Source organism: Lysinibacillus sp. S1 (assembly GCF_044986265.1).
In the GTDB taxonomy this organism is placed as follows: Bacteria; Bacillota; Bacilli; order Bacillales_A; family Planococcaceae; genus Lysinibacillus; species Lysinibacillus capsici.
Window position 1 is genome coordinate 3,061,333 of sequence record NZ_CP173154.1, and the last position, 14,774, is coordinate 3,076,106.

General features: G+C 35.7%; 17 protein-coding genes and 2 pseudogenes. 12 read left to right on the top strand and 7 right to left on the bottom strand.

Annotated features, from left to right (window positions below; all coding sequences use genetic code 11):
- Positions 1-283: 283 nt before the first annotated feature.
- The 8 genes and pseudogenes from ACHZEU_RS15200 to ACHZEU_RS15235 all read left to right on the top strand — a co-directional run bounded on the left by ACHZEU_RS15200 (position 284) and on the right by ACHZEU_RS15235 (position 7,273).
- Positions 284-952: a response regulator transcription factor gene (locus tag ACHZEU_RS15200; RefSeq protein ID WP_048394040.1), complete on the top strand. Its 669-nt coding sequence runs from the start codon at positions 284-286 to the stop codon at positions 950-952.
- A complete protein-coding gene (locus tag ACHZEU_RS15205; protein ID WP_404803528.1) occupies positions 949-2,322 on the top strand; it encodes a histidine kinase dimerization/phospho-acceptor domain-containing protein in 1,374 nt (457 codons plus the stop codon). The genes ACHZEU_RS15200 and ACHZEU_RS15205 overlap by 4 nt, the downstream gene beginning before the upstream one ends.
- A gap of 177 nt (positions 2,323-2,499) precedes the next feature.
- Positions 2,500-3,345, top strand: coding sequence for an ABC transporter ATP-binding protein (locus tag ACHZEU_RS15210; RefSeq protein WP_404803529.1), 846 nt, complete (start codon positions 2,500-2,502; stop codon positions 3,343-3,345).
- Positions 3,342-4,052, top strand: a complete 711-nt coding sequence (locus ACHZEU_RS15215) for an ABC transporter permease (RefSeq protein WP_404803530.1) — start codon at positions 3,342-3,344, stop codon at positions 4,050-4,052. The genes ACHZEU_RS15210 and ACHZEU_RS15215 overlap by 4 nt, the downstream gene beginning before the upstream one ends.
- A pseudogene (locus tag ACHZEU_RS15220) lies at positions 4,052-4,789 on the top strand (ABC transporter permease). Before ACHZEU_RS15215 ends, ACHZEU_RS15220 begins: the two are co-directional and overlap by 1 nt.
- Positions 4,790-4,807: 18 nt before the next feature.
- A complete protein-coding gene (locus tag ACHZEU_RS15225) occupies positions 4,808-6,064 on the top strand; it encodes an erythromycin esterase family protein (RefSeq protein WP_404803531.1) in 1,257 nt (418 codons plus the stop codon).
- 69 nt (positions 6,065-6,133) lie between these two features.
- Positions 6,134-7,018, top strand: a complete 885-nt coding sequence (locus ACHZEU_RS15230; protein WP_404803532.1) for a helix-turn-helix transcriptional regulator — start codon at positions 6,134-6,136, stop codon at positions 7,016-7,018.
- A gap of 96 nt (positions 7,019-7,114) precedes the next feature.
- Complete coding sequence (locus ACHZEU_RS15235) at positions 7,115-7,273, top strand: DUF1540 domain-containing protein (protein ID WP_004231699.1); 159 nt, start codon at positions 7,115-7,117, stop codon at positions 7,271-7,273.
- Positions 7,274-7,318: 45 nt separating this feature from the next.
- Here the strand turns inward: ACHZEU_RS15235 and ACHZEU_RS15240 are convergent, their stop codons facing one another.
- Both ACHZEU_RS15240 and ACHZEU_RS15245 read right to left on the bottom strand, forming a co-directional pair.
- The gene (locus ACHZEU_RS15240) at positions 7,319-7,564 is read right to left on the bottom strand and encodes a group-specific protein (protein ID WP_404803533.1); all 246 of its coding nucleotides are present in this window, start codon (positions 7,562-7,564) and stop codon (positions 7,319-7,321) included.
- A gap of 74 nt (positions 7,565-7,638) precedes the next feature.
- A complete protein-coding gene (locus ACHZEU_RS15245) occupies positions 7,639-8,976 on the bottom strand; it encodes a PLP-dependent aminotransferase family protein (protein ID WP_048394049.1) in 1,338 nt (445 codons plus the stop codon).
- 118 nt (positions 8,977-9,094) lie between these two features.
- Here ACHZEU_RS15245 and ACHZEU_RS15250 point away from each other — a divergent pair, with 118 nt between their 5' ends.
- The 3 genes and pseudogenes from ACHZEU_RS15250 to ACHZEU_RS15260 all read left to right on the top strand — a co-directional run bounded on the left by ACHZEU_RS15250 (position 9,095) and on the right by ACHZEU_RS15260 (position 11,363).
- Positions 9,095-10,012 (top strand): DMT family transporter, encoded by a 918-nt coding sequence (locus ACHZEU_RS15250; protein WP_048394051.1) that lies wholly within the window; start codon positions 9,095-9,097, stop codon positions 10,010-10,012.
- Positions 10,013-10,097: 85 nt separating this feature from the next.
- Positions 10,098-10,655 (top strand): histidine phosphatase family protein, encoded by a 558-nt coding sequence (locus ACHZEU_RS15255; RefSeq protein ID WP_048394052.1) that lies wholly within the window; start codon positions 10,098-10,100, stop codon positions 10,653-10,655.
- 60 nt (positions 10,656-10,715) lie between these two features.
- Positions 10,716-11,363: pseudogene (locus ACHZEU_RS15260) on the top strand (uridine kinase).
- A 42-nt stretch (positions 11,364-11,405) separates the two neighbouring features.
- Here ACHZEU_RS15260 and ACHZEU_RS15265 read toward each other — a convergent pair.
- From ACHZEU_RS15265 to ACHZEU_RS15280, 4 genes are all read right to left on the bottom strand, one after another.
- The gene (locus ACHZEU_RS15265) at positions 11,406-12,050 is read right to left on the bottom strand and encodes an SIMPL domain-containing protein (RefSeq protein WP_048394056.1); all 645 of its coding nucleotides are present in this window, start codon (positions 12,048-12,050) and stop codon (positions 11,406-11,408) included.
- A 47-nt stretch (positions 12,051-12,097) separates the two neighbouring features.
- Positions 12,098-12,724, bottom strand: a complete 627-nt coding sequence (locus tag ACHZEU_RS15270; RefSeq protein ID WP_048394057.1) for a DUF2238 domain-containing protein — start codon at positions 12,722-12,724, stop codon at positions 12,098-12,100.
- 105 nt (positions 12,725-12,829) lie between these two features.
- A complete protein-coding gene (locus tag ACHZEU_RS15275; protein ID WP_004231716.1) occupies positions 12,830-13,132 on the bottom strand; it encodes a YunC family protein in 303 nt (100 codons plus the stop codon).
- Between the two features lie 182 nt (positions 13,133-13,314).
- A complete protein-coding gene (locus tag ACHZEU_RS15280) occupies positions 13,315-13,437 on the bottom strand; it encodes a hypothetical protein (protein ID WP_004231718.1) in 123 nt (40 codons plus the stop codon).
- Positions 13,438-13,708: 271 nt separating this feature from the next.
- On the opposite strand from ACHZEU_RS15280, the gene ACHZEU_RS15285 reads away from it, so the two are divergent.
- Positions 13,709-14,443, top strand: a complete 735-nt coding sequence (locus ACHZEU_RS15285; RefSeq protein ID WP_053075725.1) for a polysaccharide deacetylase family protein — start codon at positions 13,709-13,711, stop codon at positions 14,441-14,443.
- A gap of 65 nt (positions 14,444-14,508) precedes the next feature.
- Here ACHZEU_RS15285 and ACHZEU_RS15290 read toward each other — a convergent pair whose 3' ends face one another.
- Entirely contained in the window at positions 14,509-14,760 is a 252-nt protein-coding gene (locus tag ACHZEU_RS15290; RefSeq protein WP_259950507.1) for a hypothetical protein, read from the bottom strand.
- Positions 14,761-14,774 lie beyond the last annotated feature (14 nt).

Here is a 14,774-nt window from a genome sequence, read left to right on the forward strand (position 1 = left end):
GAGCAACGTCGATGAAAAAATAATTCAACTTAGGAGTATATGATTCTTGCATGCTTTGGGGCTTGCCTTGTAATACCGATTCCCTTCACCTTTCTAAATGAATTTGAAGCAGTTGATAAAGTAGCAACGTATACTATCAAAGAGCAACTTTTATTAGTTGCTTTTTTCAATAAATCAACGTTTTTGAATTTCCTAAGAAAATAAATAACAGTTCCCCTATAATAACCATGTATGGAAATTATAAATTTCTAATTTTAGTTAAATGTATCAAGGAGGATGAACATTGATTCGTATATTGTACATAGAAGATGAAAAAGAAATCGGACAATGGGTAAGCAAGGAATTAACTGAACGAGGTTATGACGTGACATGGCTGGAATCAGGGGAAGGGCTTGAGCAACATATTAACTCAAAAGATATTGCTATATTGGATGTGATGCTACCTGGATTGGACGGTTTCTCCATAGGTAAAAGAATTAAACGGGAAAATAAAGACCTGCCAATTCTAATGTTATCAGCACGAACAGCTATTGAAGATAAAATTGAAGGGCTGCATTTTGCTGATGATTACCTAACAAAGCCATTTCACCCTGATGAGCTCGTAGCAAGACTGGAAGTATTATTAAGAAGATATCAAAAAAGTGATGATGTACTGACATTGCAGCACCTTAAAATTGATACGAAAGATATGCAAATAATCAATACGATTGATGAAGAAGAAATTCTTTTGACAGGAAAACAATTTTATTTATTACAATATTTTATTCGTCATTTAAATCAAATTTTAACGAAGGAACAACTCTATGAGGGTGTTTGGGGTGAGAGCTATATAGAAGGTGATAAAACACTCATGGTGCATATTCGTTACTTAAGAGAAAAAATAGAAATCAATCCTGCAAAGCCTATGATTATTGAAACAATCCGAGGCATTGGCTATAGGGTGAAACAATGAAATTTTTTCGATCATTATTAGCGAAATATATGCTCATTATTATATTAGCCATATCTATTGTGCAAATCTCCTATCTGGGTGTTGCTATTTTCGTATTAGGCATTACAAAGACAGGGACAGGAGATTTTTCAAGTGGAGTACTTGTAGAAAGTGATATTGAAGAGCAATGGCATGCACAGGCTAAAAATATGACCAATGCAACAGATGATGCGATTACGCAGTTATTTCAAAAGTGGCAAGAGCAATTTCCTACGGCTTCTATGTTTTGGGTAAGTGAAGAGGGGAACTTACTGACTACATGGAATGTGAAGGATCTGTTACCAGCAAAGTGGACACCAGCCTATACAACTCAATTTATAAAAGAACGTTATGGAGATGATCCATTTACTGTTATTGCCTTCTTAGGTGATGATATATCAAATGGCTTTATTGTATTAGAGATTCCAAGGGTAGCATTTAATCCTCCACTTATAAAGGTCTATGATAACTATGGTAACTTTTTATTTTTTGGTGTTATTGCAGTTATTTTATTTTTTATTATAGTTTCGCTTTTATTTTTCAAGGGAATTCGAAAAAGACTCTTACATCTGCAAGAGGCGATGGAAATACGTGATGTAGATGGTCTACCTATTGAAATTCAGGTGAAAAAACGAGATGAGATTGGGCAATTGGAGCATAGTTTTAACAGAATGGTTTGTGAACTGCGAGACAGTAAACAACGTCAACAGAAGGAAGAACAGCTAAGACGTGAACTGATTGCTAATTTATCACATGATTTACGGACACCTTTAACAAAGGTAAGAGCTCAATCCTATACAATTAGCAAAGAAGCGTTATCTGAGGAAGGGAAGCAGGCATTAAAGGCTATGGACACATCCATAGTGAATATTGATGCTTTAATTGAAAATTTGATGTCCTACACACTGCTTATGGCAAGTAAATATAAATTTGAACCGAAAGACATCAATGTTATCCGATTTGTAAGGGAACATCTAACGACATGGTATCCAGTTTTCGAGCGAGAAGGTTTTACAATCGATATTGAGCTACAGTCATTTGAACCTGTTGAATGGCGTGTTGATCCATTATGGTTAGGGAGAGTATTTGATAATATTTTCCAAAACGTACTGCGCCACGCGAATAGTGGTAAATATATAAGTGTGAAAACCGAATCGACGGCGTGTTATACAGCATTTATTGTTGAGGATCATGGTCAAGGGATGAAAAATGAGTCGAATGCAAAGGGAGCCGGAATCGGCTTGTCAATTKTTGATGTCATGATAAAGGGCATGCATCTTGAATGGGATATCCATTCCGATCACTCTGGTACTAAAATTATCATAAAAAAATCTGCGAAGCTTGAGAAATAAATGCTTCGCAGATTTTTTTTATGATAGAAATGATTTTTTAAACAAAATTTAAACTTAGCCCATACCTTTTTTTAAACTTCCCTTTTTAAGATAGTTAAAGAGGTGTCTACATAGCACTTTATCGTACAAACACAAAACTTATCAAAAAGCTTTGGAAAAGAGCAAGCTGTATCAAATTTGAACTTGCAAATACGCAAAGGTGAAATATATGGATTTTTAGGTCCGAATGGGGCAGGTAAAACGACTACAATTCGAATGCTTCTAGGTTTAATGAAGCCATCTTCTGGAACAATTAAAGTCTTTGAAAAGAATATTACGAAGGAACGTATCCAAATTTTAGCTAAGATTGGTTCGTTGGTGGAAAACCCTTCTTATTATCCACATTTAACAGCATATGAGAATCTAGAGGCACTAAGAAAAATACTAGGTGTACCGAAAACTCGAATCGATGAAGTTTTGGAAATTGTCCGTTTGAAGGAAGCTGCCCATAAAAAGGTCAAAGGTTTCTCTTTAGGAATGAAGCAACGTCTTGGTATTGCTGCTTCTTTACTACATAGTCCTGAATTACTTATTTTAGATGAACCAACGAATGGCCTAGATCCTTCAGGCATTATAGAGATTCGTAATTTAATTAAAAGATTACCAGAGGAATATGGCATGACCATTATAATCTCCAGCCATTTATTATCAGAGATTGATCAAATGGCAACACAAGTTGGGATTGTTTCGAAAGGGAAATTAATTTTCCAAGATTCTATTGAGGCTATGCGTCGATTTGCCCAACCAAAGGTTACCTTTAAAGTAAACAATGGTGAAAAAGGATGGCGCTTCTTATTAGCAAATGGTATTAAGGCAGATTATCAGGGTGGTGTGATTTTCTTAGAAGAGTGCTCGGATGAAAAGGTTGCTCATATTGTCCAAGTTCTTGTTCAGGAGGGTATATCGGTATTCCGAGTCGAGGAAGAGAAACGTTCATTGGAGGATATATTCCTCCAAATGACGATGGGAGAACAGGGGATATGATGGGAAAGCTATTAACTGCTGACTTCTTAAAAATCAAACGTAAAGGATTATGGCTTCTAACGCTTATTGGCCCTTTAGGGGTGGTTGCTCTGCAAATGGTCAATTATGGAGTAAGAAAGGATTATCTCTTACAGCAAAGTGAGGATGATTGGGGCTATTTCTTATTAAATGTGCATTCATTTACACCGCTTGCCATAGTCTTGGGTATTGCCATTCTTACGTCATTCATAGCAAGCATTGAAAATGAGACCAATGCTTGGAAGCAGCTCATTGCATTACCTATTTCGAAATTAACCGTGTATTTGTCTAAATTTACGTTGTTAGCTATCTTACTATTCTTCGCCTCAACGTTATTAATGTTTTTTACGCTGAGCTACGGGTTGTTTTTAGAATTAGGTGACACGGTACCTTACATGGAGCTAGCCAAATATAGTTATTTCCCTGCTTTTGCAGCATTACCTATCTTGGCACTTCAATTGTGGATAGCGAGTGTAAGTCATAATCAAGGGATTCCTATAACTGTAGGCATTTTTGGGGTGATTTTTACCTATTCTTCCTATGTTCTTCCAGATTGGATGATATGGAAATGGCCATCATTGATGAACCAATGGAATGAGCCGATGATCAATGTCTTATKMRGCGTAGGAATTGGTATCTTACTCTATATTATCGGCATGGTTGATTTTGCAAGAAGGGACGTGAAATAATGATTGCTTTACTTCAAGCTGAGTGGTTTAAGTTACGTAAATCAAAAATGGTACCAATTATTTTAGCAGGACCCATGATTGGACTTTTTATAGGACTATCCGCTAATTTAGAGGACAACATGCAGGGGATTGAAATCAATTAGTGGTATATATCGTTATTTTCGATGAATTTAACATATGCTCTATTATTTTTACCTCTTATTTCTGGTGTTTTTACCAGTCTTATTTGTAGGTATGAACATCAGTCTGGTGGATGGAAGCAACTTTTAGCATTACCAGTAACAAGAGGGAAAGTATTTGTAGCTAAATACATATTGATTATGCTGCTTGTTTTAGCAATGCAGATATTGTATTTAGGCTCGGTCTTTGCTGTTGGGATGGTAAAAGGCTATACAGATTCTTTTCCTATGGAGATTGTTTGGAAAAGCATAGTAGGAGGCTGGGTAGCGACATTGCCATTAGTAGCCTTGCAATTGTGGATGTCCATTATGTTTAAAAGCTTTGCTGCTCCATTTGCTGTTAATGTCATATTTACTTTACCATCAATTTTAGCAGTGAATTCTGAAAGAATTGGTCCGTATTATCCTTGGGCACAACCCTTTTCGATGATGTATATAGGGGGCAATACAGACGATGTATTCTTTGTACCGTGGGAGCAATTGTTAACCGTAGTAGGTGGCGGATTCATCGTATTTTTCCTCGGAGGATATTACTATTTCCAGCGAAAATCTATTTAAGCTAAAAGGAGAATGAGAATGCTGAAACGTAGCTTACGTTTTTTAACTGCATCGATGCTATTAGTAGCTTTAGTAGGATGTGGACAGAGAGAGGCAGTAAAAGATGCCGCACAATATACGAATGAAATTAAAGATATCAACATTCCTGATGATGTAAAAATTATTGGTTTTGGGGAAGCAACACATGGCAATATCGAATTTCAAACATTAAAAAAAGATGTATTTGAAGCGATGATAAAAAATGAAAATGTCCATGTTTTCGTTTTAGAAGGAGATTTTGGTGGGGCCCAGCAGATAAATCAATTTATCGAAAACGGTGTCGGAACGGCGGAGGAAGCTATAAAAGCGTTAGACTATGGCATCTACAAAACAGAACAAATGGTAGAGTTTGTGCAGTGGATGCATGACTATAATCAGACAGTTGATGTTCAAGATAAAATTTACTTTTATGGAAATGATATGCAACGCTATGATTACAGCAAAAAGGGGTTACTTGATTTTTACGCCAAGGTACATGCTGACAATGCACGAAAATTCACGACTAAGCTAGAGCATGTTTCCAACAAAACGATGAGAGATTTATCGGATAGTCAGCTACTTGAGCTTGATAAAACCATTGATACAATAATCAACGATTTACAATCAAACAAAGCGATGTATGAGCAAAAATCTTCAAAGGATGAATTCGCATTTGCTGTTCAATATGCGCAAATTATGAAGCAGCGTACGCAATTATTTTTAAATGATGGTAATTATATGAATTTAAGGGACGAATATTTAGCTGACAATTTGCAGTCTATTGTTGAAGATGAAGTGACACTAGGTGTTGTTGTTGTATTAATGTCTGCTCATAATGGTCATATTGAGAAAACTTCTGCTACGATGGCAGGCTATCAATCGATGGGGCATTATTTAAGTGAGATATATAAAGATCAATATTTTGCGATTGGCACAGACTTTGTGAAAAATACATTCCAGGCACAAAATGGGTCTGGAGCACGAAAGGAATATACGATTGAGCATCACAATGCTTTAGTGGATGCCTTTAGTGACATTGATAATAACATCTTTTATGTGGATTTTGAAGCTGCCAAACAATCGAAGGAGCTGGCGAATATTCTTTCCAAAAAGCAAAGAATGGGCAATATCGGCGATGATTTTCGTCCGTGGTATAAGCTGACACAAATGCTGTACACCATTAAAATGACACCTGAGGAAGCTTATGATGGTCTCATCGTTGTGCAAGAAGCAACACCAACAAAAATAATTGATTAAGCTAAATTTAGCAACCTCCATCAAAAAATCTGTTTCCTTCTCCATTATGATAAAGATGAGGTGAGTAACATGGAGTATAGTCAAGCGACACAAAGAACTATTGCCTATATCGAGGAGCAATTGATGGAAGAAATTTCTTTTGAATGTCTTCCTAATACTGCTGGCTATTCGAAGTACCATCTAAGCCGAATTTTTAAGCAAGAAACGGGAATTACGATTGGTGAATATATTCGTATACGTCGGCTAGCTATGGCAGCGAGTTATTTGATGTACTCTAATGTATCGATATTAACGATTGCTGTAACACTTCAGTTTCAATCACAAGAGGCTTTTACAAGAGCCTTTAAAGAAGTTTATGCTTTACCACCAGGAAAGTATCGAAAAGTAATGCAATCATTAAATATGATGGAGGAGGAACATTACATGGAAACAGTTGAACAGGTTAAAGGTTGGGTGTTGAGTGGTGCTAATCCCGAATTGTATAAATTTCATACAGATGACAAGGTATTTCATTCAGGGAAGCGTTCAGGAGTATTGTATTCCACAACTGCCTCAGCAAATCATGGTCAATTTGCTACAATGATGCAGGGTTTTCAGGCAGCTGACTATAAAGGGAAACGCTTGAAAATGTCATGCTACTTAAAGACGGCAGATGCTACAAAGTGTGGTGCATGGATGCGTATTGACAATGGTACAGGTGATACGATTCAATTTGATAATATGGATCAACGCCCTGTGACAGGTTCTACTGAATGGAATCATTATTCTATTGTCTTAGACGTACCTGAAGAAGGTAATTCCATTTATTTTGGTGTGTTACTAATTGGTTCGGGTAAAGTCTGGGCAGATGGCTTCCGTTTTGAAGAAGTTGACAACAAGGTACCCTCAACAAATATGCTTACGCAGGAACATTTATCAAATCATCCTACTAATCTAGWCTTCAGTATGGAGTGAATCAGACAGCACTGACAAAAGTGCAAGATGACTTTTTTGAATAACGTATTGATTACCTCTAATTTGTTAAAGATAACAAGGAGGAGGTGTGAGACGATGGCACAAGAAATTCTTTGTGAAGTCAATAACTGCACATTTTGGGATTCTGGTAACAAATGCACAGCTGAAAAAATTTATGTTGTCAGCCAAAAGGGACAACATGCTTCCAACAGCGAGGAAACAGACTGTAAAACATTCGAACCTGAAACGCATTAATGCCAAAAGGGTAGCCATGTATATGGTTACCCTTTAGCTCTATAATTAGACATCAATATCTACCTTTTCWTTGTTAAATAAAAGAGCATGGGCATTTTTTACTTTTTCTTCTACATAATCCAGTGAGTATTTACCAACAGAATCTGTTAAATCCCCAATTGCCCGCGACAAGTTATCAATAATCGGAATTAATTTGTGCATTTCTGTGCGATGCTTTTCTTTGTGCATCTCATCCATAATTTCATATGCAAGACGTTGAATCTTCCTTAGTCGCAATTTCTCAGATTGCATTGAATCCTCCTTATTGAACCAATTTATGATGTCTAATTATATGAGCTACAATAAGGTTTCATGAATAATGTTCTTTAGAAATAATTGCTCGTGTTATGAAGGGCTAGCGCAATTTCCCTTATGCCAACATCAATCTTGGATTCGTCTATATTCGATACATTTAGTTTGATAATACGTTCCCGATAAAATGCATCTAAATAATTGCGTTTAATAGGATCTAACAAAATATTTTGTTGTGCCAAATGATCAATAATCTTAGAAGTATTCACCTGTCTCGGTAGAATGATATGGCTATGCATACAGATTTCCTTTGAGGATTGATAGTCTGCCAGATGAGTTGCTATAGATTGTTGAAGTTGATTTGCTCGGCTTGCATAAGCTTCACTGACTTTCTTCTGATAACGTTCAAACATACCACTTTTCAAGTAGAGCTCTAATGCAGCTTGGGAGATCATGGAGCTATCAATATCAGTGGTATTTTTATACTGTTGAAAGGTATTAATCAAAACATTTGGTAATACGGCAAGTCCGATACGTAAGCCAGGAAACATAATTTTAGAAAAGCTTTTTAAATAAATAACCCGATCCTGTGTATCCTCCGTAAATAGGGGATCTATTTTTGTATTTTGCTCAAAATCCGCTAAATAATCATCTTCAACTATATACACATTATATTTATAGGCAAGTTTTCGTATTGAATCCTTTTCTTTTTTACTATAGGAAGTTCCTAGAGGGTTGTGCAGACGTGGCATCGTATAAAAAAACTTTATGTCGTGTTTACTAAAAATGTTTTCTAATTCATCTAAATCAATGCCATCCGTTGTTCTTTTGATGCCCATTGCCGGAAGTTCATAGGTTTTTAAATAATCCATATACAAATGATAGCTAGGTTGTTCCACTAAGATCGTTGAGCGACCATTTGGAAAGGGCATTATACTTAGCAAGGATAGAGATTGTTGGACACCTGAAGTAATGAAAATATTTTCTTCCTTTGTAAACAGCTGATAGCTTGTTAATAGTTTTTTTGCTTCCGCTATTAATGACGGTAGGCCTTTTGGTGTCCCATATCTAAATAAATCTGCTTGGTATATGTCGATGGCCTTATTAATACAATGCTGAAAATCTTGATAAGGGAATGCATGCCAATTGGGCGAAGATGTAGCAAAATCTATGTAATTTTTCATTTTTGGTTGGATGGGCAGTTGATGATCAACAACATAGTAGCCACTTTTAAGCATTGAATAGATAAGATGCTGATCCTCCAGTTTTTTTAAAGATGCTAAAATCGTACTCTTACTACAGGAAAATTGCTGTGATAACTGGCGAATCGAGGGGAGTTTTGCCCCTGCTTGAAGTGAGCCTGTTTGGATCTGAGTCAGGAGCTGAGAATAAATCCATTCGTATTTAAGCATACATAACCTCCAGCACATCTGTATCGGTACAGATGTGTTTTTTTTATATCGTCAATAAGTTCTCTATTTAATACGATAACTATACCGGCCGGAATGTTTAAAGAAGGAGTACGATCCTATGTCAGAAAATAGAAATGCCTATATAGCAGCAATAATTTATGCATTTGTCATTGGGCTCTCATTTATGTTTGTGAAAGTTACGTTGACTGTAGCAAGTCCTATTGATATACTTGCACATCGTTTTACTTTTGCATTCATCGGTATTGTTATAATCATGGTAATGACAAAAAATAAGCTAATAATGAACATGCAGGACATACTAAAAATATTACCGTTAGCCATCTTGTATCCAATTGCTTTTTTTACGTTTCAAGTGCTTGGACTTGCTAAAATTTCCTCATCAGAGGCGGGAATTATTCAAGCGACAATTCCTATTTTTACATTAGCATTGGCAGGTTTATTGTTAAAGGAAAAAGCTACTCGGGGTCAACTTGTATCTGTAAGTTTGTCCGTACTTGGTGTCATCTATCTGTTAATGATGAATGGAGCAAATACTACTACAGGAAATGTCATAGGAAGTGGATTTATTTTACTATCAGCGATTGCGACATCACTTTATAATATTTTTGCTAGAGGGCTTACCAAGAAATATTCTTTACTAGCATTAACATATGTCATGACATTGTGTGGATTTGTTATTTTTAATGGAATGGCTCTTGGAAGTCATATGATGAATGGAACACTCAATGAATTTTTTAAGCCATTAACACATGCTCATTTTGTCTTCGCTATTTTATATTTAGGTATACTATCTTCACTTGGTACATCCTATTTATCTAATTATGCTTTATCTAAATTGGAAGCATCTAAAATGAGTGTCTTTAGCAATTTTGCAACACTTATTACTATTTTGGCAGGGGTCTTATTTTTACAGGAAGATTTCCATCTATATCATCTTATTGGTGGCATCATGATTATTATTGGTGTGATAGGGACGAATTATTTTGGGCGGAAAAATGTAGAACAAGTGAGATAATGAATAGGAACATTTAAATCGGAGCTATTTAGAAAACGGGGTATAATAATCGTTTATAAATGACTTTCTAAATTAGGAGGTTTTTATGGGGAAAATTTATGTCATTAGACATTGTCTAGCACAAGGACAATCACTAGATGCACCCTTAACACAGAAGGGAATAGAGCAAGCAAATAGTTTAGCTGAATTTTTCAAGAATCTAAAAATTGATCGAATTGTATCTAGCCCTTTCTTACGAGCAATCCAATCCATTGAACCATTAAGTAGCAGAGAAAGTATAACGATTGAAATTGATGAACGTCTTTCGGAGCGCCTTTTAAGTACTAGAGATTTTCCAGATTGGTACGAAAAATTACAGGCGACATTTGTTGATATGGATTTAAAATATGATGGTGGAGAATCCAGTAATGAAGCGATGCATCGAATTGTAGACCTTGTAAAAGATGCATTTGCTCAGGATGTTGATAATACATTAATTGTGAGTCATGGCAATATCATCTCTTTGCTACTGAAGTATTATGATAAGGATGTTGATTTTCACTGTTGGAAAAATTTAAGCAACCCAGATGTTTTTCTACTAAGCCCTAAGCATAATGGAGTAATGATAGAGCGAATATGGGATTCCCCGTATAATGAAGGCTAATATTAAGTGGTATGGTAGGAATTGTTTCTTGCCATACCTTTTATAGTGAAGGCGAGTAAGATGGAGACGATATTAAAAGAAATTTTAAGATGGGTTAAACAAGCTGATAAAAAAATCATAATCGGCATTTCTGGTCATGGAGCTGCTGGAAAAACGACATTTGCCAAAAAACTTATACATGCTTTAGATAAAGATGAAGTGAATTATTTAAATACTGATCCGTATATTGTGAATTCTGATATTCGCAAACAAACTATACTTGATTATACATATCAAAATGAACATCATCGTTTTAAAATGACGGCTTGTCATCCCGCTGCTCAACATCTGCCCTTCTTGGAGCGAGATGTTTAGATGATAAGAGTAGGACTCGATTTAATGACAATCGATACACATTATATGAAAAGTACATTAATATCTTCGAAAAAACAGATCACGATAGTAGAAGGAATGTGTGTAGCATTTATAGATCCGCAGTTATTCGATTTAAAGATTTATTTTTATACGGATGGGGCTACAGAGCTTAAGAGAAGATCAGATCGTGATGTGCTTGAAAGAGGGACAGATATAAATTATTTAAAACAATCACATGATGAGCGACGTATTCAATATGAATTATTTATGCATCCACATTGCCAACATTTTGATATGGTTATTAAAACTCAGGATGATGAAATCCTTATTGAAAAAAATACACTTGTAAAATAAATGAGGGCCTTCTACACTTTGACTAGCGGAAGGCTCCTAACTTTAGTATTGAAATTTTACACGAACAGTAGCATCAATAGCAATTTGTCCCTGTTCTATAGGCGTGATTCCCGAGGATACAGCCATAGAGCGATAAAGGATAGGTGTGTTAGCCTGCTCTTCCACAATCTCTACAGGGAGTGGCTGCAAAGGCAGGTGCATAGTTTCTGCTATTGTTTTCGCCTTCAATTGAGCATTCTGTAGCGCTAAACTTAATGCTTGCTGATAGTAAGCATCGGTATGGTCCATTTTGAACTGAATATTGGTTATTCGATTTGCCCCATTTTCTACAGCCGTATCAATGATTAAGCCCAAATCATTGGTATCCGAAACGTTGACGGAAATGGCGTTGACTACTTCATAGCCATTAAAAATTTGTTTGCCATCTTCGAAATTATATAGTGGTGTGATTGTATAACTAGCCGTTTGAATTTGTTCTCTTGGAATACCAAGTGCGATAAGTGATTGCATAACTTCATTCATGATTGCCGCATTTTCCTGTTGAGGACCTTGTACATGGTTGCCCTGTGTTTGGACTTCAATTTGTAATTGTACAGAGCTTGGTGTAGCCATTACCTGTCCATAGCCGATTACAATCATAGTACGTGATGGATGATGTGTTTGTTGATTGACCTGTGCATAGTACATCTAATACCACCTTTCATAGGTTATATAATCATGCTATGCAAAAATATTTAGGATTTGTTTATTCTTTTTAAAAATTTGTCATGGAGCTTTGTGAATAGAAGTAAAGCTAAAATAGCTCCCAGCAAGGCTAAAAACATGTCCCATTGTGCATCCCATTTATCTCCCTGCTTGCCTAAAAAATCCTTTGCTCCTTTACTTCCCTTCGAGATTCTTGTACTTAACCATTCAATGATTTCATAAAAAGCAGCAATTGCGAGCAGAATACTGATCGTAATACCTGTAAGCCAAGCTCCTTTTGTAAGTGGTGTTTTCCTGATTAGTATTTCCCTTATTACGATGGCTAATAAACCTTTTAAAAAATGGCCAAACCTATCATAGTGATTACGTTGTAAATGAAATTCATCTTTTATCCAATTAAAAAGAGGGACTTCCGAATAGGTATAATGCCCACCTATAAATGTCAGGATCGACAAGAGAGCGATAATAAAATAAGAAAATGTGGTAAAGCGAAATTTATGATAAATGCAAACAACGACTGTTATTGCCACAATTCCAGGACTGACTTCAGCTAGCCAATCTAAATAGGAGGACGGCTTTATAACAGACCAGATGAAAACAATTAAAACAATAATAAGTAAGGTGGCGTGTATTTTAACATGTTGCCTACTATTCATACTAACAACTCCCTTTGTCAAACAGTATGGGAAATGGGGAAATTGCTTATTCAAATAGTTAGCAAACAAAAAAGAAAAGCGTCTAGTTGACGCTTTTTTAGCCAATTAGATCATTTTTAAAAGTGCCTCTACACCAGTCATTCCTTCTGTAATACCAAGCTGTTCTGCTTCATATGTTACAGATTCTAATGGAGCTGTTAATAGCTCGTCAATTGTTTTCACGCCTACTGCACGACCAGCAATAATTTTCCGATCAACTAAGCGACTATTTAATAGGCCGACATCTAAAGCACCACACATAATGTAGCCTGTATCATTAGAAATAGTTAGTAATGTTGTTTTAGGTAATTGAACAACTACTGCAGTGAAGAAATGCCCTTTAATCATAATAGGTTCAATTGTCACCATTGAAATCACTCCTTTTCTCTATATACATATGGTGAAGGCTAGCAAGGTGTTCGACATTTTCATGAAAAAAAAACTAAATATGTTGCTAGATGTATAAGGATGAAAGGAATGAGGGGAAGCATCGGAGGTACTTTATAACAAAAAGGAATCTACTCAAATGAATAGATTCCATTTATCCTTTCTTATCTTGTATAAGAAAGCAAAGCAGTTTCTTTAAATTTATGTAATGCATTTGTTGCCTCACGTTTAGAACTGTACTCAAACATGCGATAAGTGTTTTCTTCAAATACTGTAATAATCCACATATATGTCATCCCCTTTATTGTGTTGCATAACATTTATATATTTATAATAACTGTTATATATCAGATTTGATTTAATTTTACATCAATAAATAAAAAAATAAAGTACTATTCAAAGATTTTCACATATTGTTCAAAATTATAAAGAACGTTTAAAATTTTTTTGAAATAATTAAAAGGAGAAAACAGACAATCCTTCACAAGTATATTTCCGGGTAATTCGTAAATAGTAAGTTGACGGAGTTCTGTGATTTCGGACTTGGGAGGTGATGCTATGACACGTAATTACGTATTCATTTTTATGGTTTTCTTTTTAATCATCTCGGGATTTTTAGTGCAGGAAGGCTACGCAGATAGAGGTCGTCCTTATTATGAGGAGACAGGTGAAGTTGTTTGGGATATCAAAACAGAGGATAAAATTGTTGCACTCACCTTTGATGATGGTCCACATCCTAAATACACAGCAGCTGTGCTAGATTTATTAGCAAAATATGATGCAAAAGCCACCTTTTTTATTATTGGAAAAAATGCAGAAAAATATCCAGAGCTTGTTTTACGTTCTTATACAGAAGGCCATGAATTAGCAAATCATACGTATACACATCCATTTAAAGTTTCCATCAAAAAATTGCAAGAGGAGCTTCAAAAGACAAATGACACGATTTATAGTATTACTGGTTTTTCCCCAGTTTTATTCCGTCCCGTTGGTGGAAATTACACGGATGCTATGATTAATGCTGCTGTTAAGGACGGCTATAAGGTAGTAATGTGGTCCTGGCATCAGGATACGCAAGATTGGAAAGAGCCTGGTGTAAGGAAAATTGTGCAAAAGGTAATGAAGGGAACAAGGCCTGGAGATGTTATTTTATTTCATGATGGTGGCGGGAACCGTACACAAACAATTCAAGCACTAGAAGAAATACTACCTGCATTAAAAAAGCAAGGCTACACATTTGTTACAATATCCGAGCTGATTGAAAGCAAACAGCAACAAGAACAAGTTCAATAATGAAAAATTAGCCATCTCAAGAATGTTTGAAATGGCTTCTTTTTCATTTAAATAAAAGGTTTGAATTAGAAGAAAATAATTGGAGCTAGCGCAATACCTAAAATTGTTCCTAGAGCAATTCCATAGCCAAAACCTTCTCCTCCAAATCCCCAAAACCCTAAACCATAACCACTATATCTTCTATCAGGTAGAATCCATACCTGTCTTCTATCTACCCTTGTGATTTCTCCAACATGTACTTTACCAGATGAATCCGAGATTCGAACACGTTTACCATGATATTTACAGCAAAGACTATAAGCATCAGCTGGATTCACACATATCCCTCCTT

Bases quoted from the DNA above. Each gene is read 5' to 3' on its own strand.
- ACHZEU_RS15235 (WP_004231699.1), top strand. From the start codon at position 7,115: ATGGCACAAGAAATTCTTTGTGAAGTCAATAACTGCACATTTTGGGAT.
- ACHZEU_RS15275 (WP_004231716.1), bottom strand. From the start codon at position 13,132: ATGGTGACAATTGAACCTATTATGATTAAAGGGCATTTCTTCACTGCA.
- ACHZEU_RS15225 (WP_404803531.1), top strand. From the start codon at position 4,808: ATGCTGAAACGTAGCTTACGTTTTTTAACTGCATCGATGCTATTAGTA.
- ACHZEU_RS15270 (WP_048394057.1), bottom strand. From the start codon at position 12,724: ATGAATAGTAGGCAACATGTTAAAATACACGCCACCTTACTTATTATT.
- ACHZEU_RS15265 (WP_048394056.1), bottom strand. From the start codon at position 12,050: ATGTACTATGCACAGGTCAATCAACAAACACATCATCCATCACGTACT.
- ACHZEU_RS15280 (WP_004231718.1), bottom strand. From the start codon at position 13,437: ATGTGGATTATTACAGTATTTGAAGAAAACACTTATCGCATGTTTGAG.
- ACHZEU_RS15285 (WP_053075725.1), top strand. From the start codon at position 13,709: ATGACACGTAATTACGTATTCATTTTTATGGTTTTCTTTTTAATCATC.
- ACHZEU_RS15255 (WP_048394052.1), top strand. From the start codon at position 10,098: ATGGGGAAAATTTATGTCATTAGACATTGTCTAGCACAAGGACAATCA.
- ACHZEU_RS15245 (WP_048394049.1), bottom strand. From the start codon at position 8,976: ATGCTTAAATACGAATGGATTTATTCTCAGCTCCTGACTCAGATCCAA.
- ACHZEU_RS15250 (WP_048394051.1), top strand. From the start codon at position 9,095: ATGTCAGAAAATAGAAATGCCTATATAGCAGCAATAATTTATGCATTT.